Source organism: Lysobacter sp. S4-A87, assembly GCF_022637455.1.
Lineage (GTDB): Bacteria > Pseudomonadota > Gammaproteobacteria > Xanthomonadales > Xanthomonadaceae > Lysobacter_J.
This window is the reverse complement of record NZ_CP093341.1, coordinates 30,058-49,022: the sequence shown is the minus strand read 5'-3', so window position 1 is coordinate 49,022 and position 18,965 is coordinate 30,058. Positions and strand designations below refer to the sequence as shown.

Sequence of the window (18,965 nt, the reverse complement as noted above, 5' to 3'; positions counted from 1 at the left end):
GCCTTCGCGTAGTGCGAATCCTGCGCATCCGGTCGGAGTATCGATCCAATCGTAGGGGGCCACAATTGGGCGGTTGCGGCGCCCCCGTGCGCCGTCGGGTCGCCGCCTGGTTGCCGCCCGCCCCGTGCGTGCCCCCGGACAGGCGCGCAACCTGCGGTTCCCGGGCCACCGGATTTCCGCACCCGCGGGGGCTGAACGGCGGTGGCGGCACCCTGAACCGGCGCGCCGGGAACGCACCCGGGGGCGGTTTGCGGCGTTGCAGCATCGCATCGCATAATCCGGAAGTTCCGGCCGAGCGCCGGCCCGTTTTGTCCCGGAGTTCCCCATGAGTGACGTCGTCATCGTCGGTGCCAAGCGCACCGCCATCGGTTCCTTCCTCGGTCAGTTCACCGGCGTACCCACGCCCGTGCTGGGCACGGCTGCCATCACCGGCGCGCTCGAGCACGCCAATGTCGCCGCCGACCAGGTCGACGAAGTGATCATGGGCTGCGTCCTGCCGGCCGGCCTGGGCCAGGCACCGGCGCGCCAGGCCGCGCTCGCCGCGGGCCTGCCGACCTCGGCTGGCGCCACCACGATCAACAAGGTCTGCGGCTCGGGCATGAAGGCGATCATGCTCGCCACCGACCTGATCAAGGCCGGCTCTGCCAACGTCGTCGTCGCCGGCGGCATGGAGTCGATGACCAACGCCCCGCACCTGCTCAACAACTCGCGCACCGGCATCCGCTACGGCAGCGCCGAGTTCCTCGACCACATGGCATTCGACGGCCTGACCAGCCCGTACGACGGCAAGGCCATGGGCGTGTTCGGTGACATGGTGTGCGAGAAGTACGGCTTCGATCGCGATTCGCTCGATGCCTTCTCGACCGAAAGCGCACGTCGCGCGCAGGCCGCCGTCAGCGGCGGCGCGTTCAAGGGCGAAATCGTTCCGGTCACGGTCAAGGGTCGCAAGGGCGATGTCGTCATCGACGGCGACGAAGAGCCGGGCAAGATCGACCTGGCCAAGATCCCGACCCTGCGCGCAGCCTTCGGCAAGGAAGGCGTGCTGACCGCCGCTTCGTCGTCGAAGATTTCCGACGGCGCCGCCGCCACCGTGCTGATGAGCGCCGAGGAAGCAACCAGGCGCGGCCTCAAGCCGCTGGCCCGCATCGTCGCCCACGCCGGTCATGCCCAGGCACCGGAATGGTTCACCACCGCCCCGGTGAAAGCGATTTCAAACGTGCTCGAGAAGGCCGGCTGGAAGGTCGGCGATGTCGACCTGTTCGAGGTCAACGAGGCGTTCGCCTGCGTGGCCATGGCGCCGATGAAGGACCTGGGAATCCCCCACGAAAAGCTGAACGTCAACGGTGGCGCGGTCGCACTGGGGCACCCGATCGGTGCCAGCGGCGCCCGCCTGGTGGTGACCCTGGTGCATGCCCTGCGTGCACGCGGCGTCAAGCGTGGCGTGGCTTCCCTGTGCATTGGCGGTGGCGAAGCCACGGCGATTGCTGTAGAAGTGCTATAAGACGTTAAAAACGTATTACTTAAAAAAAACCGGACAAGCCGCTTGACACGCGTCACCGGCTTGTCATCATGTTATAGACGCGCAACTGCGCGTTGCCTAACTAACGACGAGGATATAAACCATGACTTTCAACAAGGCGCTGATCGCCCTGGCTATGGGCCTGGCCCTGGCTGCTTGCTCGAACCAGAAGCAGGCTGACGAAGCCGCCACGGACGCCGCCGCTGCTTCGACCGAAGCCGCTGCTGCTGCCGACACCGCTGCTGCCACCGGCGACGCCGCTGCTGCTGACGCTGCCCAGGCCGCTGCTGACACCGCTGCTCAGGCTGCTGACGCCGCCGCTGCTTCGGCTGACGCCACCGCTGCTGCAACCGCTCCGGCCGCTGCCGACGCTGCTGCTGACGCCGCTGGCCAGGCTGCTGACGCCGCCACCCAGGCTGCTGACGCTGCTACCCAGGCTGCTGACGCTGCCAAGGAAGAAGTGAAGAAGTAATCACTTTGGGCAGGCAACTGCCCAGGTGTTGCTCTCACAGGAAAGGCCGCCGGGATTCCCGGCGGCTTTTTCCGTAGTAGGGTTCCGGATGCAGTGCCCGGGCCCGGAAGGTCCAAGCGGCGTGGTTCCAATTAACGCCGTTCGCAGTAAGCTCCACACCCGGTCAGTGAACGATCGGACTGGCCCGGCCGGATCGCAGTGAGCGCCGGCGTTGCCTGATCTTGTTGATGGTGATTTTTTTACCTGGCACTTCTCGGACAACCCAACGGAGAGACTCATGAACACCAAGCTCTATGTAGCCCTGGCCGCCGCCGTCCTGGCCCTGTCGGCCTGCCAGAAGACCGATACCGCGCAGACTGAAGCTGCCGAAGCCGCCACCGCCGCTTCGCAGGCCGCGGACGCCGCTTCCACCGCCGCGACCGAAAGCGCTGAAGCCGCTGCCGCCGCCACCGACGCCGCTGCCGCCCAGGCGGGTGCCGCAGTGGAACAGGCTGCCGACTCGACCGCTGCCGCTGCGTCCAACGCCGCCGCCGGCGCCGCCGCTGCAACCGCTGATGCCGCCCAGGCCACGGCCGACGCTGCGGAGAAGGTTGCCGACAAGGCCGACAAGGCCGCGGAAGAAGTGAAGAAGTAAGCAACGCCTGTTTGCATCGATTTCGAGAGGCCCGCGCAAGCGGGCCTTTCTTTTTGCCCGTCGTTCCCTCGCCGCGGGAACCCGGGGGCGTTGGCCGTCTGCCGACCTTTGTGGTCTGATGCCGCATCCTTCGCACCCCTTGCATCGATGCCCGCACTCACCTCCCACGTCGATCCTCGCTCGCAGGATTTCCAGGACAACGTCGCCTACCACCGCGCCCTGGTCGACGAGCTCGATGCCCGGCTTGCCCGCGCCGCCGAAGGCGGCGGTGACAAGGCGCGTTCGCGCCACACCGAGCGCGGCAAGCTGCTGGCGCGCGACCGCATCACCGCCCTGCTCGACCCCGGCTCGCCCTTCCTGGAGATCGCACCGCTCGCGGCCGAAGGCATGTACGACCATGCCGCGCCGGCGGCCGGCATGGTCTGCGGCATCGGCCGGGTGATGGGACAGGAAGTGGTGATCGTCGCCAACGACGCCACGGTCAAGGGCGGCACCTACTTCCCGATGACCGTGAAGAAGCATCTGCGCGCACAGGAGATCGCGCGCGAGAACCACCTGCCCTGCGTCTACCTGGTCGACTCCGGCGGCGCGTTCCTGCCGCTGCAGGACGAGGTGTTCCCGGACAAGGAGCACTTCGGCCGCATCTTCTACAACCAGGCGCGCATGAGCGCGGAGAACATTCCCCAGGTCGCCGTCGTCATGGGCTCGTGCACCGCAGGCGGCGCCTACGTGCCGGCGATGTGCGACGAGTCGATCATCGTGCGCGAACAGGGCACGATCTTCCTCGGCGGTCCGCCGCTGGTGAAGGCCGCCACCGGCGAGATCGTCGATGCCGAAACGCTCGGCGGCGCCGACGTGCACACCAGCGTCTCCGGCGTGGCCGATCACTTCGCCGAGGACGACCGCCACGCGCTGCAGATCGCCCGCGACATCGTCGCCACGTTCAACCGCCGCAAGACGCTGCCGGTTGCGGTCCAGGCCGCGCGCGAACCGTTGTATCCGTCCAGCGAGCTGTACGGCATCGTGCCCAAGGACACGCGCCGCCCGTTCGACATCCGCGAGGTCATTGCCCGCGTCGTCGACGGCAGCGACTTCCAGGAGTTCAAGGCGCGCTACGGCAAGACCCTGGTCACCGGCTTCGCCCACCTGCACGGCTACCCGGTCGGCATCGTCGCCAACAACGGCATCCTGTTCGCCGAGAGCGCGCTCAAGGGCGCGCACTTCATCGAGCTGTGCAACCAGCGCGGCATTCCGCTGGTGTTCCTGCAGAACATCACCGGTTTCATGGTCGGCCGCAAGTACGAGAACGCCGGCATCGCCAAGGACGGAGCAAAGATGGTGACCGCGGTGGCGTGCTCGCACGTGCCCAAGTTCACCGTCGTGATCGGTGGCAGCTTCGGCGCCGGCAACTACGCCATGTGCGGCCGCTCCTACGGCGCGCGCTTCCTGTGGATGTGGCCCAACGCGCGCATCTCGGTGATGGGCGGAGAGCAGGCGGCGAGCGTGCTGGCGACGGTCAAGCGCGACGGCATCGAGGCCGCCGGCAAGGTCTGGACGGCCGAAGAGGAAGAAGCGTTCAAGTCGCCGATCCGCGACCAGTACGAGAGCCAGGGCAATCCCTACTACGCCACCGCCCGACTCTGGGACGACGGCATCATCGATCCGGCCGACACGCGCCGCGTGCTTGGCCTGGGCCTGTCGGCCAGCCTCAATGCGCCGATCGAGGACCGCACCCGCTTTGGCGTGTTCCGTATGTAAGCAAGGCGGATGCGTTGATTTTCGCGCGTCAGCGGGGCACAGGCCAATTCAGGCAGGTGATCGTCAGATAAACGGATCATGCCCGGTGATGATTGGGTGAGGCGCGTCACACCGATGATGGAGGACGGCCAGTAGCCTCGGCTGGTTGCACTCCATCTCTGCTCAATGTGTCTTGCCCAACATTAGGAAGTCCGTGCCATGGCGATCTTCAATTCCCCTCCGTCGTCCACCCCCAAGCGCGAAAGCCTGCCGCCGACCCAGCCGGGTCAATCCGAATCCGCACTGGCCAAAGAGCCCGATGCGCGCAATGAAATTTCCTTCGGCTCCACCGCCGCGCCCAAGCCGGCCGCAGCGCCGGCGCCGCGTCCGGTCGAGCGCGAGGGCAAGGAGTCGCTGATCGCCGCCGACCTGTCCATCGAAGGCAAGATCCAGGGCGCGGGCCACATCCGCATTGCCGGACGCTTCAAGGGCGACGTGCAGGTCGAAGGCGACCTGACGGTCGAAGTCGGCGCCAAGGTCACCGGCGGCGTGCGTGCGCGCAAGGTCGTGATTGCCGGCGAGCTGGAAGGCAACATCGAATCGGCTACGCGCGTGGAGCTGCTCGAAGGCGGCGTGGTGGTCGGTGACGTCAAGGCCGGCACGGTCACGGTCGCGGCCGGTGCGCGCATGCGCGGCCAGGTCGAGTTCGGCTGGGACGAGAAGGAGTCGGCCAAGGCCAACGGCAAGGCCGACAAGGCTGACAAGGCCGACTTCAGCAAGGCGGAGGCGAGCACCGCAGCATGAGTGCCGTTCGCCCCGGTACACCCGGCGCGACGCGCATCTGCCCGCACTGCAAGACGAAGATCCTGGACAGCGCCACCGTCTGTCCTTCGTGCCGGCACCACCTGCGCTTCGACCCCGATGCAGTGGAGTCCGCCAAACAGCGGTCGGTGCCGCTGCGCGTGGAAGGAACGATCAAGCCGCCACCGGGCGACAACGCGCTGGAGTATTCGGTGGTGTTGACCATCCGCAATGACGAAGGCGTCGAAATCGATCGCCAGGTCATGGGGGTCGGGGCGCTCTTCGCTGGCGAAGAGCGCTCCTTCACCCTGGAAGTCGAAGCGGTGGAGTTCAAGGGCTATCGGGCCGGACGCGGGCGCGGCCGCCACTGAGGCGGTTGCGTTTCCGCGGAACGTCGTCCACCACGCTGGGATCGTTAGTCCGTAGCCCGGGTAAGCGAAGCGCACCCGGGGCGAGAGGCCATGGCCCCGACACGCGTTGATCCCGAGTGCGCTTCGCTTACCCGGGCCACGGCTACGGGCTGCGACGCTTAATGCTGGCGCGGCGGCGTGGGGCCGCAGTTGTCGCAGCCGCCACAGCTGGCGTCGCCCAGGCTTGCCGGCGGCGCGACGCGACGCCCCAGCGCGCGCAACCAGGCAGGGCGACCGTCACGCACCATCGGTACCGCGAGCGCGATGCGCAACCGGCGCACCGCGTTGGGAAACTGGCGCCGCGCCACGAAGCCCGCACTGATCACCACCGCCACGGCGATGACCAGGTACTGCGCGAGCAGGCCGGCGTCCATGCTCACCCTGCCCCCAGCGCCACGGCGATCTGGTAGGTCAGCATCGAGGCCAGGTAGGCCAAGCCGAACAGGTAACCGGTGCTGATCGCCACCTGCTTCCACGAATTGGTCTCGCGCTTGATCGTGGCCAGCGTCGAGATGCACTGCGGCGCATAGATGAACCACACCAGCAACGACAGCGCCGTGGCCAGCGACCAGCCGTCGCTGATCAAAGGCGTCAGTGCCTGCGTGGCGGCATCGTCATTGGCGGCCGACAGCGCATAGACCGTGGCAAGCGACGACACCACCACTTCGCGCGCGGCCATGCCCGGGATCAGGGCGATGCAGATCTGCCAGTTGAACCCCAGCGGCGCGAACACCGCCGTCATCGCGTGGCCGATGCGGCCGGCGAAGCTGTAGTCGATGGCCGGACCGGTGGCGCCCGCGGGCGCGCCAGGGAACGACAGCAGGAACCACAACAGGATGGTCAGCGCCAGGATGATGCCGCCGACGCGACGCAGGAAGATCCAGGCGCGCTCCCACAGGCCGATCAGCAGGTCACGCGGGTGCGGGATGCGGTACGACGGCAGCTCCAGCAGCAGCGCGTGCTCGCTCTTGTCGCGGCGCCACTTCTTCATCACCCACGACACCGCCAGCGCGCTGAGGATGCCGGCCGCATACAGGCCAAACAGCACCAGGCCCTGCTGGTTGAGGACACCCAGCACCTGCTTCTGCGGAATGAAGGCGCCGATCAGCAGCGCATACACCGGCAGTCGCGCCGAGCAGGTCATCAGCGGCGACACCAGGATCGTCGCAAGACGGTCGCGCGGGTCCTGGATGGAGCGCGTGGCCATGATGCCGGGCACGGCGCAGGCGAAGCTCGACAGCAGGGGAATGAACGAGCGGCCCGACAGGCCCGCCGAGGCCATCATCCGGTCGAGCAGGAAAGCTGCACGCGGCAGGTAGCCCGACTCCTCCAGCGCGAGGATGAAGGCGAACAGGATCAGGATCTGCGGCAGGAACACGATCACGCTGCCCAGGCCAGCGATGATGCCGTCGACCAGCAGGCTGCGCAGCGGCCCGTCGGGCAGCATCGCGCCGACCATGTCGCCGAAGGCGCCGGTGCCCAGTTCGATCAGGTCCATCAGCGGCGTCGCCCAGGCATAGACCGCCTGGAAGATCAGGAACATCACCACCGCCAGCGACAGCAGGCCCAGCACCGGGTGCAGCAGCCAGCGGTCGAGCGCGTCGTCGATCTCGGCGGTGCGGCGCGGCATGGCCACTGCCAGCTCGAGCAGGCGCCGGGTCTCGGCGTGCAGCGCATCGGCGTTGTCGGACAGGTTGGCCGGCAGGTGCGCGCGCGGCTCGTGCAGCTTGTCGGCAACGCTGTCGAGCATTGCCACCAGCTCGCGCGCGCCGCCGCTGCGCACGGCCACGGTCGGCACCACCGGCACGCCCAGTTCGCGCTCGAGCACGGCCAGGTCGATGTCGATGCCGCGACGCTTGGCCGCATCCATCATGTTGACCGCCACCACCATCGGCCGGCCCAGCTCGCGCACTTCCAGGGCGAAGCGCAGGTGCAGGCGCAGGTTGGTCGCATCGACCACGCACACCAGCACGTCAGGCGCGGGCTCGCCCGGATAGAAGCCGCGGCACAGGTCGCGCGTTACCGCCTCGTCGAGGCTGGCCGCGTGCAGGCTGTAGGCGCCGGGCAGGTCGAGCACGGCGTAGTGGCGTCCGGACGGCGCATGGAAGCGGCCTTCCTTGCGCTCGACCGTCACGCCGGCGTAATTGGCTACTTTCTGCCGGCTACCGGTCAGCTGGTTGAACAGTGCCGTCTTGCCGCAGTTCGGATTGCCGACCAGGGCGACGCGTATGGCCTCGGCCGCACTCATGCCGGGTCTCCTTCCGGGTCGAAGCCGTTGATGTGCTTGCCTCCAGTCTGCGTGCCTCCAGTCCCCGTGCCCTCAGCCTGCACGCGCACACGCGCGGCTTCGCTGCGACGCAGGGCGAAACGGGTGAAGCCGATCTGCACCAGCAGCGGCTCGGCCGAGACCGGACCGGCCGCCATGACCTCCACGCGTTCGCCGTGGACGAATCCGAGCTCGCGCAGGCGACGTGCGATCGAATCGTTCGGCGAGTGGTCCTCGACGCTATCGACGGTGGCGGCAGTACGGCGTGGCAATTCGGACAGCTTCAAGTTTCACCTGCAAGCCGGCCCGGAGACAGAAACGGGCCAAGGCGCCAAATGGGAATTGTTCTCAATTCTACACCACCGCCCGCGAACGCACGGGTCCAGCGGGCCACCGGCTATGATTCGCCACAGTCCAACAAGCCCAGGCCGATGACCCATCCCCTGCTGAACGTGCGCGAAGGGGCCGTCGCCCGCCTGCGCCTGAACCGACCCGACCTGCACAACGCCTTCGACGCGATGGTGATCGCCGCGCTGACGGGTGCGCTGGAAGCGGTGGCGTCCGACGACAGCGTACGGGTGGTCGTGCTGGAGGGTGAAGGCGCTTCTTTCTCGGCCGGGGCCGACCTCAACTGGATGCGCGGCATGGCCGCGGCCGGCGAAGCCGAAAACCGTGCCGATGCGCTCGCCCTCGCCCGCCTGATGCGCACCCTCGACGAGTTGCCCAAGCCCACCATCGCCCGCGTGCACGGTGCCGCGTTCGGCGGCGGCGTCGGCCTGGTGGCCTGCTGCGACATCGCCATCGCGACGCCCGAGGCCAAGTTCGGCCTGACCGAGAGCAAGCTGGGCCTGCTGCCGGCGGTGATCTCCCCCTACGTGATCGAAGCCATCGGATCGCGCCAGGCGCGGCGCTGGTTCGCCACCGCCGAGATCTTTGCTGCCGACGTCGCCCTGCAGATCGGCCTGGTCCACCAGGTCGTCCCGGCCGGCGAGCTCGACCAGGCGGTGCAGCGACAGGTCGACCTGCTGCTGAAGGCCGGCCCCGTGGCCTCGGCCACGGCCAAGACCCTGGTCCGCCGCGTCACCGGCGAACGCGACCGCGATCGCCTCGACGCCGACAATGCCGCGCTCATCGCCGGTCTGCGAGTATCGAGCGAAGGCCAGGAAGGCCTGGGCGCGTTCCTGGAAAAGCGCAAGCCGCGCTGGGCGCTGTAAAGCCCTCCCCTTCAAGGGGAGGGATGGGAGGGGATGGGTTGGATGCCCATCAAGCAAGGCTCAAGGAGGAGCCCCATGAAAGGACAAACAAACAAGAAGATCACCCGCGAGCAACGTCCGCGCAAGTTGCGAAACGACTCCACGGATGCGGAGCGCCATCTCTGGCGACATCTGAGGAATCGACAACTGCAGGGCTGCAAGTTCAGGAGGCAGCATCCGTTCGGCGGCTTCATACTCGATTTCGCCTGCCTGGAGCGGAAGCTGGTGATCGAACTCGACGGCGGCCAGCACGCGGATCAGGCCGCCTACGACCTGGACCGAACACAGCGGCTGGAACGCGCGGGATTCGTGGTACTGAGATTCTGGAACAACGAAGTATTCGAGAATATCGAGGGGCTCGTCGAGGTGATTCTGGATGCGCTGCGGCGGCTGGAAACCCATCCCCTCCCAACCCTCCCCTGAAAGGGAGGGCTTAAAACAGGAGTGTTTGAAGTGATTGGCGAAACGCACACGCGACTCAACCCATCCCCTCCCAACCCTCCCCTTGAAGGGGAGGGCTAAGAACATGTTCGACAAGATCCTGATTGCCAACCGTGGCGAGATTGCCTGCCGCGTGATCCGTACCTGTCGTCGCCTCGGCATCGCCACCGTCGCGGTGTACTCGCAGGCCGATGCGGACGCGCAGCATGTGCGCCTGGCCGATGAAGCGTGGCCCATTGGCGGGCCGCGTCCGGCCGAGAGCTATCTGCGCGGTGATGCGATCCTCGAAGTCGCGCTGAAGTCGGGCGCGCAGGCGATCCATCCCGGCTACGGCTTCCTCAGCGAAAACGCCGACTTCGCCGACGCGGTTGAAGCCGCCGGGCTCGCCTTCATCGGCCCGCGCGCGGCGTCGATGCGCAAGATGGGCAGCAAGGCCGGCGCCAAGGAACTGATGCAGGCGGCCGGTGTTCCCGTCGTTCCCGGCTATACCGGCGAAGACCAGTCGCCCGAGCTGCTCCAGCGCGAGGCCGATGCGATCGGATACCCGCTGATGATCAAGGCCGCGCACGGCGGCGGCGGCAAGGGTATGCGCATCGTCCGCAACAGCGCGGAGTTTGCCGCCAACCTCGAAAGCTGCCAGCGCGAGGCGCGCAACGCGTTCGGTCGCGATCGCGTGCTGCTGGAGCGCTACGTCGAGCGCCCGCGCCATATCGAGATCCAGGTCTTCGGCGACAGCCACGGCCACGCCATCCACCTCAACGAGCGCGAATGCTCGGCGCAGCGCCGCTACCAGAAGGTGCTGGAAGAATCGCCCTCGCCGTTCCTCTCGCCGCAGTTGCGCGAAGCCATGGGCGCGGCCGCGGTGCTGGCCGCGCGCGCGATCGACTACGTCAACGCCGGCACCGTCGAGTTCATCGTCGGCCAGGACGGCGATTTCTATTTCATGGAGATCAATACCCGCCTGCAGGTCGAGCATCCGGTCACCGAGTTCGTCACCGGACTGGACCTGGTCGAATGGCAACTGCGCGTCGCTGCCGGCGATGCACTGCCACTGGCGCAGGACCAGATCGCCCAGCGCGGCCACGCCATCGAAGTGCGCCTGTACGCCGAAGATCCCGACGCCGGTTTTTTGCCCGGCTCCGGTCGCCTCGAACGCCTGCGACTGCCCGCGGCCGATGACCATGTGCGCATCGACTCGGGCGTGATCGAGGGCGACACCGTCACGATCTTCTACGACCCGATGATCGCCAAGCTCATCGTTTACGACACCGACCGTCCGGCCGCCCTCGCCCGCCTGCGGGCCGCGCTGGCCAAGTGCGACATCGCCGGGCCGAAGTCCAACATCGAGTTCCTCGAACGACTGGTGCGCCACCCGGTCGTCGTCGAAGGCCGCATCGACACCGGCTACCTCGACCGCCACCTGGACGAATTCGTGCAGGCCGGCAGCCAGGCAGGCACCCAGGCAGCCAGCGACGGCGCCGACCAGGACCTGCTGCTGGCCGCCGCCACCGCGCAGCTGCTGGCCCAGGAGCGCAGCAGCCTGGAGCGCGCCGGCGTCTCCGCCGACCCGTCCTCGCCATGGGCGATCGCCGACGGCTGGCGCCTGGGCCACGGCAGCCGCCGCAGCCTGGCCTTCCTGCAGGGCGAGCAACGCCTGGAGCTGCATGCCCAGGGCAGCAATGGCAGCTACCGGATCGAGCACGCCGACCGGATTCATACCGTCGAAGGCGCCCGCAGCGAGGCCGGCGACGCCCTCAGCCTGCGCATTGACGGACGCGGCCGCCGCTTTACGTTGGCTATGGATGCGGCCTCCACGGACATGCCGCGGGACGGTGGCGGACAGCGGATCGTCGTCCATGACGGCGGACGTCGACTCCGCCTTCAGGCGGTGCCGATGTATCGTCCGGAACGCAGCAGTGGCGTGGGCGCCGGCAACCAGTTGCTCGCGCCGATGCCCGGCCGGGTGGTGCTGGTCAAGGCCGCACCTGGCGACGAGGTCGAAGCCGGACAGGAGCTGATGGTGATCGAGGCGATGAAGATGGAGTTGAGCCTGAAGGCGCCACGCGCCGGCACCGTCGCCGAAGTGCGTGCGGCCGCCGGCGACTTCGTCGAGGCCGACGCCGTGCTGGTGGCGCTGGCGTCATGAAGCGCTCGGTCCGCATCGTTGAAGTCGGGCCGCGCGACGGCCTGCAGAACGAGAAAACCAATGTCGCCACCGCCGACAAGATCGAACTGATCGATCGGCTCTCGGCGACGGGGCTGCGCAGTATCGAAGCCACCAGCTTCGTCAGCCCCAAGTGGGTGCCGCAGCTGGCCGACGCGGCCGAGGTGCTGGCCGGCATCCATCGCCGCCCCGGCGTGCGCTATCTGGTGCTGGTGCCGAACGAACAGGGCTACGCCCGTGCGCGCAGCGCCGGCGTCGACGAGATCGCCGTGTTCACGGCCGCCTCCGAGGAATTCAATCGCCGCAACATCAACGCCGGCATCGATGAATCGCTGCAGCGCTTCCTCCCTGTGATGGAACGTGCGCGTGCCGATGGTGTTGCCGTGCGCGGTTACGTCTCCACCGTGCTCGGCTGCCCCTATCAGGGCGAAGTTCCGCTGGCCGACGTGGTGCGCGTGGCGCGGGCGCTGCATGAGATGGGCTGTTACGAAGTCTCGCTGGGCGACACGATCGGCATCGGTACGCCCGGCAAGGCGCGGGCGATGCTGCTGGCGGTGGCGCAGGAAGTGCCCATTGGCGCGCTGGCCGTGCACTTCCACGACACCTACGGCCAGGCGTTGGCCAACATCCTCGCCTGCCTCGAGGAAGGCGTGGCGGTGGTCGATTCGGCCGTGTCCGGAACCGGCGGCTGCCCTTATGCGAAGGGCGCCAGCGGCAACGTCGCGACCGAGGATGTCGTCTACATGCTGCACGGCCTGGGCATCGAGACCGGCGTGGACCTGCCGGCGCTGGCCGAAACCGGCCGCTGGCTCGCCGCCCTGCTCGGACGCGAGACAGGCAGCCGGGTCGGCAAGGCACTCGCGGCCTCATGACGTCCAAGGCGCCAGCGGCCAGGCCCTCGACATCGCCGGCAACGGCCGATGCGGCGGCCACGCTGGCAGCCATCGACGACGCGCTCAACCGCGACCGCGATCTACCCGAAGCCACCAGGACACTGCTGCAACAGGCGCGCCAGGCGCTGCTTGAAGCCTCCGCCGAAGCCGATGCCGAAAGGCAGCGCTATCGCGCGCTGTTCGACGCCTTGCCTGATCCGGTCAGCATCATCGCCTATGACGGCACTGTGCTCGATCTCAATCGCGCCGGTTTCGAATCGTATCGACGGCCACGCGAGGAACTGGTCGGCCAGCCGATCGAAACGATCAACCCCGACCTGCCAAAGGACCACATGGCCCCCGTGCTGGAGACGCTCAACCGTGGCGGCAGCTACATGGTCGAGGTCACCAACATGCGCAGCGACGGCACGCGCTTTCCGGTGGAGGTCCACACCGGGCCACTGGAATACGACGGCCGCAAGGCAATGGTGGCGGTGGCGCGCGACCTCAGCAGCCGGCTGACCGGGCAACTGCGCTATCGCGAGCTCATGGAAGCGATGGATCGCGGCATCCTGATCCAGGACGCCGACCTGCAGATCGTCTTCACCAACGTCGCGGCGATGAAGATCCTCGGCGTCGGCGAAGGCGAAGCGGTCAACGATGCATTGCGCGAGGACAACTGGATGGTGGTCGACGAGCGCGGCCGCCAGTTGCCCCCCGACCTGTATCCCTCGCACCGCGCACTGAAGACCGGGCGGATCAGCGAGAGCACCGTGCTCGGCCTGTTCCATCGCGCAAAGCAGCAGCTGATGTGGCTGACGGTCACCGCCGTGCCGCAGTTCCCACCCGGTGGCGACAAGCCACACCAGGTGCTGTCGCTGTTCTCCGACATCACCACGCTCAAGCGCGACAGCACCCTGTTCGACCGCGCCCAGGCGATGGCGCACATCGGGGGATGGGAATGGGAAGTCGGCCCGGACCGTCTTTACCTGACCGACGAAGCGCAGCGGATCCTTGGCCATCGCCCGGCCCCCGTCACCATCGAAGGCATGCTCGCCTGCCTGCGCCCGCACGATCGCGAACGCCTGCGTGCCGCACTGGGCCAGGCGATCTCGTTCGGACGCAAGCTCGAACTGGAAGTCCAGGGCAACCGCGCCGACGGACGCGGCTTCTGGCTGCGCGTGATCGGCGAGGCCGATGCCGCCGACCCGCTCAACTCGCGCCTGACCGGCACGCTGCAGGACATCACCGAGCGCAAGCACGATGAGGAAACCCTGCGCGTGCAGGCACGCAGCGATCCGCTCACTGGCCTGCTCAACCGCGACGCGGTGCTGGCCGAACTGGAAGCGCGGCTCGACGATCCGCTGCGCGACACACTGGCCGTGCTCTATGTCGACCTGGATCGCTTCAAGGTCGTCAACGATGTGCTTGGCCATGCTGCAGGCGATCGCCTGCTGGCTTCCGCCGGCCGTCGCATCCAGCGCGCGATCGGCATCGAAGGATTGATCGCGCGCTTCGGTGGCGACGAGTTCCTGGTCATCTGCGACACCGGCAGCGACCCCTCGCGTCCCGAGCGCCTGGCCGACGCGATCCTGGAGATCTTCGGCGACAGCTTCCGCCTCGACGGCGAGGAGTTCAGCATCACCGCCAGCATCGGCATCGCCCAGGCCCCGCTCGATGGCGTGCGCTCGCAGCAGCTGATCCAGAGCGCCGACGTGGCGATGTACGACAGCAAGCGCCGTGGCCGCAACGGCTGGCAGGCCTTCACGCCGGAACTCGCCGAGCAGCAGCTGCACCGCCTGCAGCTGGAAACCCACCTGCGGCGCGCGGTCAACAACGAGGAGTTCCACCTCGTCTACCAGCCACAGGTCGACCTCACCACCGGCGAGATGGTCGCGGCGGAGGCGTTGATCCGCTGGCGCAATCATTCGCTCGGCGAGATCCGGCCGGACCGTTTCATCGACCACGCCGAAACCACCGGCGACATCGTCGGCATCGGCGACTGGGTCCTGCAGGAAGCCTGCCGGCAGCTGCGCGAATGGCAGGAAGGCGGACTGGCGGTGCCGCGCGTCGCGGTGAACGTCTCGTACCGGCAATTCCTCGGCGAAGATCTGGCCAGCAGCGTCAATGCCGCCCTGTCGGAGTACGGCCTGCCCGGCGATGCGCTGGAGCTGGAGTTCACCGAGCGCGTGCTGATCGAGGACGCCCCCGATACCTTGCGCACCTTCGCGGCGCTGCGCGACATGGGCGTGATCCTGACGATCGACGACTTCGGCGAGGGCTACAGCGCCCTCAACTACCTGCGACGACTGCCCATTCATGGCCTCAAGCTGAGCCAGCTGTTCGTCCAGGGCGTGCCGGACAACCAGTCCGACGTCGCGGTCTGCCAGGCCGTGGCCGGCATAGCCCGCAGCCTGGGCCTGGGACTGGTCGCCGAGGGCGTGGAGACCGAACAGCACCGCGAGTTCCTGCTGAAGCTCGGGGTCACCATCGGCCAGGGCTTCCTGTTCGCGCCGGGGTTGATGCCCGATGAACTGAGGCTGGTGTATCGGACGGCGTCGATGGGGAAGGGCTAGCGGCGAGGAGCGCCCTCTCCCTCCCCTTCGGGGCACCCTCCCCCACAAGTCCGGTAAAATCCCGCCTTTCCGCGTTCCTGGACCAGCCCATGCAACTCGATACTGTCCGCGCCATCGTCACCGGCGGCGTTTCCGGCCTCGGCCTTGCCGTCGCCCAGCACCTGGTCGCCCATGGCGCCAAGGTCGCCCTGTTCGATGTCAACGACGACAAGGGCGCTGCCGCCGTGTCCGCGCTGGGCGCCGAAAAGGCCCGCTACTTCAAGACCGACGTCACCAGCGAAGCCGACGTCGCCGCCAATGTCGCCACCGCCAATGAATTCCTCGGCGGCCTCAACGCCACCATCAACTGCGCCGGCATCCTCGGCGCCGGTCGCGTGCTGGGCAAGGAAGGCGCGATGCCGCTGGCGCAGTTCCAGGGCACGGTGATGGTCAACCTGGTCGGCAGCTTCAACGTCGCCAAGGCCGCCGCCGCACTGATGCAGCACAACGAAGCCGGCATCGACGGCGAGCGCGGCGTGATCGTCAACACCGCGTCGGTGGCTGCCTATGAAGGCCAGATCGGCCAGGCCGCGTATTCGGCATCGAAGGGTGGCGTGGTCGGCATGACCCTGCCGATGGCGCGTGAGTTGTCGCGCTTCGGCATCCGCGTGATGACCGTCGCCCCGGGTATCTTCTGGACGCCGATGGTCGACGGCATGCCCGACTCGGTGCAGCAGTCGCTGGCCGCGTCCATTCCGTTCCCGTCGCGCCTGGGCAAGCCGGAAGAGTTCGCCGACCTGGTGGCCTACATCCTGCGCAACACCTACCTCAACGGCGAAACCATCCGCCTCGACGGTGCAACGCGCCTGGCGCCGAAGTAAATCCCCAAGACACCGGCGCCCGGCGGATGGCCCGCCGCGCCTGAAAGACACAGCAAAGGTCCAGCATGAAAGCCTACGACGTAAAGAAGGGTAACGTTGTCGAGTACAACAACGCGGTCTACCAGATCCGCGACATCGAGCGCAGCTCTCCGCAGGGTCGCGGCGGCAACGTCAAGTTCCGCTTCACCATGTACAGCGTGCCGGGCGGCACCAAGCTCGATGTCAGCATGGGCGGCGACGATGAAGTGAAGGAAGTCGAGCTCAGCCGTCGCCAGGCGACGTTTTCGTACAAGGACGGCGAGGCGTTCGTGTTCCTGGACGACGAGGACTACACGCCGTACACGCTCGACGCGGATGTCGTCGGCGACCTGGCCGGCTACATCGTGGCCGACCTCAGCGGCTGCTACGTGCAGATCATCGACGACGCACCGGTGGCGCTGCAGCTGCCGCAGAGCGTGGCGATCGAAGTGATCGAGACGCCGCCGGAACTCAAGGGCGGCACCGCGACCAAGCGTCCGAAGCCGGCCAAGCTGTCGACCGGCATCGAGATCATGGTTCCGGAGTACATCGGCAACGGCGAGCGGGTGCTGGTCAACACCACCACGGGCGAATTTGCCGGTCGCGCGGACTGACGGGTGGCGTGACGGGTCCCGGGTGCGGCCGTTGGCCTTACCCGGGCTACGCTTCTTCCGGGTGGCGTGACGGGCCCCGGGTGCGACCGTTGGCCTTACCCGGGCTACGTTTGGTGGGTAGCCCGGGTAAGCGCAGCGCACCCGGGAGCATCAGCGCATCAAGGCAAACGCATGCCGCCCTCGGCCGCGTGCAGGGCGCGCAGGCGCTGCCCCAGCAGATCGCTGTTGGCCGCGATGCCATCGAGCAATTGCCGCTGCGTCGGCGCCATCAATTCGCGCGCGCCCGTTTCCACGTCTACCCGCAACTGCCTCAACTGCGCACGGCGCTGCTCACTCTCAATGGCAAGCTCCGCACGCTCCTGCGCCTGCGGCAGGCCATAACCGGTTCCTTCGAGCAACTGCGCCGGACGACCAAGGTAGGCGCCCTCCTGCAGCAGGCGCTGCAGTACGGCCACTTCCGCCGGTCGAGCGTTCGAGCCAAGGTACTTGCGCTTCAGCGCTTCCTGCACCTGCAATCGCTGCCGGCGCTGGGCCGCCTGTTCAAGCAACAGCAACGCAGCACCGCTGCGAAGATCGGTGTGCACGATCCACGGCCGGCGCTGTGCGGGATCGAGCGACATCCAGTCTTCAACGCGCGTCTGTGGCAGCTCCAGCTGCAGGCGCGCTACTTCGAACAGCTGCTGGAAGTGCGGGCGCAACGACTCGAAGCGGTAGCCCAGGCGCAATGCTTCGGCCGGATCGTCGAACACGCCGGGGTCGGCAATGCCGGCGCGCTCCAGTCGATGCAGCACGCCGGTCGGCGTGATGCTGCCGAGATCGGCCGTGGCCAGGCGCGGCACGCCGTCGTGCAGCAGCTTGTAGGTTTCCACCGCGCAGTTGTTGCTGAGGAAGTAATAGCGGCCGTCGTAGCTCCAGTGCAGCTGCGCCGCCCGCTCCAGCAGGCCGGCGATCTCCTCAGGCGCAAGCCGCAGCGGCGTCGAGCGCAGGCCGCGCAGCTCGACCTTGGTGTATTCGTCGACGACCTGGGTCAGCGGCAGCACGAACAGGCGCGAGGGATAGCGGCCGGTCAGGCCGCGCCAGCTCGACAGCTGGACGTCGCCGACGAACGCGCGGAACGACAGCACCAGGTGGTACGACAGGTCGAGGCGGCAATCCGGCCCCGGTGCGCGCCCGGGAGCGCACACCACCAGTCGCAACATGCTGTGCCCCCAGCGGCTCATCACCTGGTCGTTGCTGTCGGCCAGGAGATAGTCGACCGCGTAGACGCGCTGCGGATCCAGCGCAGCCAGCGCCTGCGCTCCGCCGTCGCCGGCATCGACATAGACGAAGTCGCGTGCACACCGCTCGGCGCCCTCGCCCATCGCCGCCGGCGGTGGCCCGAGCCGCGCCGAGAAGTATCGATGCAGCGCGGGACGACGGCAGGCATAGCTGCCATCGAGCAGGAAGTACTCGAGGTTGACCGCGACGAACTCGACAGGCTTGCTCAGCTCGTAGCGGTCCGGGCTGCGGTCGACGAAGCGGTTCTCGCGCCGGCCGGCCAGGCGCGTGCCGGTACGAGTCGCGCGGACCTGCCAGCCGGCCAGGTCGAGCAGGCGCGGATCGCGCGACATCGATCCGCCGGGCGCGACGCGGTCGTACAGATGCGCGAGCTCGTGCAGCAGCGTCGCCAGCGCGCGTTGCTGCGCACCGGCGTCGCCCGCTGCCATTGCCGTCAGCACGGTGCGGTCGAGCAGGATTTCATTGCGACCCGCGTGCCCGCTGACTCCGGCGTCGAGGGTTTCGCTCCAGTGCAGCCGGATCGGCGATTCGAGCGCTGCCTGCATGGCATCGGGCAGGTGCATGCGCGCCTGCTCGATCAGATGGCGGGTGGCGGCGACGTCGGACGCGCCAAGGTCACGTTCGTCGAGCTGCACCCGCAGCGCGGCCTGGGCCTGCCCGACCCACAGCGCCAGCATCAGCAGGGGCCAGGCCGCCATCCGGACGAACTTGTTCCGGACGAGCTGGCCCCGGCCGCAGCCGGCGTTCACAGCGCGAGGATGGCCTTTGCCAGTTCGATGTCGCTGGCCTGGCGTGCCTGCGGCACGTTCTCGCGCAGATGGCGCAGCGCCGCCTCGAGCTGGGCGCCACGGATCGCGCCGTCGCTGGCGACGAAGCTGGCGGCGTCGTCGCGTGCGGCCAGCACCACCTTGTCGTTGCCCGACGAGGAATCCGAACTGGCGCTGGACGCCGAACTTCCGCCGGCGGAGGTGCCAGCAAAGCTGGAGGCAAACGCGGCCGGCGTCGCACCGAGCAGCGCAATGGAAAGCAGGACGGCGGGGGATTTCATCG

18 protein-coding genes are annotated in these 18,965 nt (G+C 67.8%); 13 read left to right on the top strand and 5 right to left on the bottom strand.

The features are described 5' to 3' along the window. The first annotated feature begins 325 nt into the window (after positions 1 to 325). The 6 genes from MNR01_RS00230 (at position 326) to MNR01_RS00205 (ending at position 5,534) form a co-directional block, all read left to right on the top strand. Positions 326 to 1,501: an acetyl-CoA C-acyltransferase gene (locus MNR01_RS00230; protein ID WP_241919003.1), complete on the top strand. Its 1,176-nt coding sequence runs from the start codon at positions 326 to 328 to the stop codon at positions 1,499 to 1,501. 121 nt (positions 1,502 to 1,622) lie between these two features. After that, entirely contained in the window at positions 1,623 to 1,991 is a 369-nt protein-coding gene (locus MNR01_RS00225) for a hypothetical protein (RefSeq protein WP_241919002.1), read from the top strand. A 277-nt stretch (positions 1,992 to 2,268) separates the two neighbouring features. Continuing rightward, positions 2,269 to 2,625, top strand: coding sequence for a hypothetical protein (locus MNR01_RS00220; protein WP_241919001.1), 357 nt, complete (start codon positions 2,269 to 2,271; stop codon positions 2,623 to 2,625). 147 nt (positions 2,626 to 2,772) lie between these two features. Next, entirely contained in the window at positions 2,773 to 4,383 is a 1,611-nt protein-coding gene (locus tag MNR01_RS00215) for a carboxyl transferase domain-containing protein (RefSeq protein WP_241919000.1), read from the top strand. A gap of 198 nt (positions 4,384 to 4,581) precedes the next feature. Then, a complete protein-coding gene (locus MNR01_RS00210; RefSeq protein WP_241918999.1) occupies positions 4,582 to 5,166 on the top strand; it encodes a polymer-forming cytoskeletal protein in 585 nt (194 codons plus the stop codon). After that, positions 5,163 to 5,534 (top strand): hypothetical protein, encoded by a 372-nt coding sequence (locus tag MNR01_RS00205; RefSeq protein WP_241918998.1) that lies wholly within the window; start codon positions 5,163 to 5,165, stop codon positions 5,532 to 5,534. Before MNR01_RS00210 ends, MNR01_RS00205 begins: the two co-directional genes overlap by 4 nt. 158 nt (positions 5,535 to 5,692) lie before the next feature. On the opposite strand, the gene MNR01_RS00200 is transcribed toward MNR01_RS00205, so the two are convergent. From MNR01_RS00200 to MNR01_RS00190, 3 genes are read right to left on the bottom strand one after another with little or no spacing between them, the layout of a single operon-like run. Then, on the bottom strand, positions 5,693 to 5,947 hold the full coding sequence (locus MNR01_RS00200; RefSeq protein WP_241920678.1) for a DUF6587 family protein: 255 nt from the start codon (positions 5,945 to 5,947) through the stop codon (positions 5,693 to 5,695). 2 nt (positions 5,948 to 5,949) lie between these two features. Continuing rightward, entirely contained in the window at positions 5,950 to 7,821 is a 1,872-nt protein-coding gene (feoB, locus tag MNR01_RS00195; protein ID WP_241918997.1) for a ferrous iron transport protein B, read from the bottom strand. Continuing rightward, positions 7,818 to 8,126, bottom strand: a complete 309-nt coding sequence (locus MNR01_RS00190; protein ID WP_241918996.1) for a FeoA family protein — start codon at positions 8,124 to 8,126, stop codon at positions 7,818 to 7,820. The genes feoB and MNR01_RS00190 overlap by 4 nt, the downstream gene beginning before the upstream one ends. Before the next feature lie 144 nt (positions 8,127 to 8,270). Between MNR01_RS00190 and MNR01_RS00185 the strand changes: the two genes are divergently transcribed. The 7 genes from MNR01_RS00185 (at position 8,271) to yeiP (ending at position 16,637) form a co-directional block, all read left to right on the top strand. Continuing rightward, the gene (locus tag MNR01_RS00185) at positions 8,271 to 9,053 is read left to right on the top strand and encodes an enoyl-CoA hydratase-related protein (RefSeq protein WP_241918995.1); all 783 of its coding nucleotides are present in this window, start codon (positions 8,271 to 8,273) and stop codon (positions 9,051 to 9,053) included. A 75-nt stretch (positions 9,054 to 9,128) separates the two neighbouring features. Continuing rightward, a complete protein-coding gene (locus tag MNR01_RS00180; RefSeq protein ID WP_241918994.1) occupies positions 9,129 to 9,515 on the top strand; it encodes an endonuclease domain-containing protein in 387 nt (128 codons plus the stop codon). 103 nt (positions 9,516 to 9,618) lie between these two features. Further along, positions 9,619 to 11,679 (top strand): acetyl-CoA carboxylase biotin carboxylase subunit, encoded by a 2,061-nt coding sequence (locus MNR01_RS00175; protein WP_241918993.1) that lies wholly within the window; start codon positions 9,619 to 9,621, stop codon positions 11,677 to 11,679. Next, positions 11,676 to 12,569: a hydroxymethylglutaryl-CoA lyase gene (locus tag MNR01_RS00170; RefSeq protein ID WP_241918992.1), complete on the top strand. Its 894-nt coding sequence runs from the start codon at positions 11,676 to 11,678 to the stop codon at positions 12,567 to 12,569. Before MNR01_RS00175 ends, MNR01_RS00170 begins: the two co-directional genes overlap by 4 nt. Beyond that, positions 12,566 to 15,145: an EAL domain-containing protein gene (locus tag MNR01_RS00165; protein WP_241918991.1), complete on the top strand. Its 2,580-nt coding sequence runs from the start codon at positions 12,566 to 12,568 to the stop codon at positions 15,143 to 15,145. The genes MNR01_RS00170 and MNR01_RS00165 overlap by 4 nt, the downstream gene beginning before the upstream one ends. A gap of 89 nt (positions 15,146 to 15,234) precedes the next feature. Continuing rightward, positions 15,235 to 16,005: an SDR family NAD(P)-dependent oxidoreductase gene (locus tag MNR01_RS00160; protein WP_241918990.1), complete on the top strand. Its 771-nt coding sequence runs from the start codon at positions 15,235 to 15,237 to the stop codon at positions 16,003 to 16,005. 65 nt (positions 16,006 to 16,070) lie between these two features. Continuing rightward, complete coding sequence (gene yeiP, locus MNR01_RS00155) at positions 16,071 to 16,637, top strand: elongation factor P-like protein YeiP (protein ID WP_241918989.1); 567 nt, start codon at positions 16,071 to 16,073, stop codon at positions 16,635 to 16,637. 158 nt (positions 16,638 to 16,795) lie between these two features. Here the strand turns inward: yeiP and MNR01_RS00150 are convergent, their stop codons facing one another. Both MNR01_RS00150 and MNR01_RS00145 read right to left on the bottom strand, forming a co-directional pair. After that, positions 16,796 to 18,613 (bottom strand): DUF4105 domain-containing protein, encoded by a 1,818-nt coding sequence (locus MNR01_RS00150; protein ID WP_241918988.1) that lies wholly within the window; start codon positions 18,611 to 18,613, stop codon positions 16,796 to 16,798. 47 nt (positions 18,614 to 18,660) lie between these two features. Next, complete coding sequence (locus MNR01_RS00145) at positions 18,661 to 18,963, bottom strand: DUF2388 domain-containing protein (RefSeq protein ID WP_241918987.1); 303 nt, start codon at positions 18,961 to 18,963, stop codon at positions 18,661 to 18,663. Positions 18,964 to 18,965: the final 2 nt, after the last annotated feature.

Coding starts and splice junctions, on each gene's coding strand:
- MNR01_RS00230 (WP_241919003.1), top strand. CDS start 326: ATGAGTGACGTCGTCATCGTCGGTGCCAAGCGCACCGCCATCGGTTCC.
- MNR01_RS00225 (WP_241919002.1), top strand. CDS start 1,623: ATGACTTTCAACAAGGCGCTGATCGCCCTGGCTATGGGCCTGGCCCTG.
- MNR01_RS00220 (WP_241919001.1), top strand. CDS start 2,269: ATGAACACCAAGCTCTATGTAGCCCTGGCCGCCGCCGTCCTGGCCCTG.
- MNR01_RS00215 (WP_241919000.1), top strand. CDS start 2,773: ATGCCCGCACTCACCTCCCACGTCGATCCTCGCTCGCAGGATTTCCAG.
- MNR01_RS00210 (WP_241918999.1), top strand. CDS start 4,582: ATGGCGATCTTCAATTCCCCTCCGTCGTCCACCCCCAAGCGCGAAAGC.
- MNR01_RS00205 (WP_241918998.1), top strand. CDS start 5,163: ATGAGTGCCGTTCGCCCCGGTACACCCGGCGCGACGCGCATCTGCCCG.
- MNR01_RS00200 (WP_241920678.1), bottom strand. CDS start 5,947: ATGGACGCCGGCCTGCTCGCGCAGTACCTGGTCATCGCCGTGGCGGTG.
- feoB (WP_241918997.1), bottom strand. CDS start 7,821: ATGAGTGCGGCCGAGGCCATACGCGTCGCCCTGGTCGGCAATCCGAAC.
- MNR01_RS00185 (WP_241918995.1), top strand. CDS start 8,271: ATGACCCATCCCCTGCTGAACGTGCGCGAAGGGGCCGTCGCCCGCCTG.
- MNR01_RS00180 (WP_241918994.1), top strand. CDS start 9,129: ATGAAAGGACAAACAAACAAGAAGATCACCCGCGAGCAACGTCCGCGC.
- MNR01_RS00175 (WP_241918993.1), top strand. CDS start 9,619: ATGTTCGACAAGATCCTGATTGCCAACCGTGGCGAGATTGCCTGCCGC.
- MNR01_RS00170 (WP_241918992.1), top strand. CDS start 11,676: ATGAAGCGCTCGGTCCGCATCGTTGAAGTCGGGCCGCGCGACGGCCTG.
- MNR01_RS00165 (WP_241918991.1), top strand. CDS start 12,566: ATGACGTCCAAGGCGCCAGCGGCCAGGCCCTCGACATCGCCGGCAACG.
- MNR01_RS00160 (WP_241918990.1), top strand. CDS start 15,235: ATGCAACTCGATACTGTCCGCGCCATCGTCACCGGCGGCGTTTCCGGC.
- yeiP (WP_241918989.1), top strand. CDS start 16,071: ATGAAAGCCTACGACGTAAAGAAGGGTAACGTTGTCGAGTACAACAAC.
- MNR01_RS00150 (WP_241918988.1), bottom strand. CDS start 18,613: ATGGCGGCCTGGCCCCTGCTGATGCTGGCGCTGTGGGTCGGGCAGGCC.
- MNR01_RS00145 (WP_241918987.1), bottom strand. CDS start 18,963: ATGAAATCCCCCGCCGTCCTGCTTTCCATTGCGCTGCTCGGTGCGACG.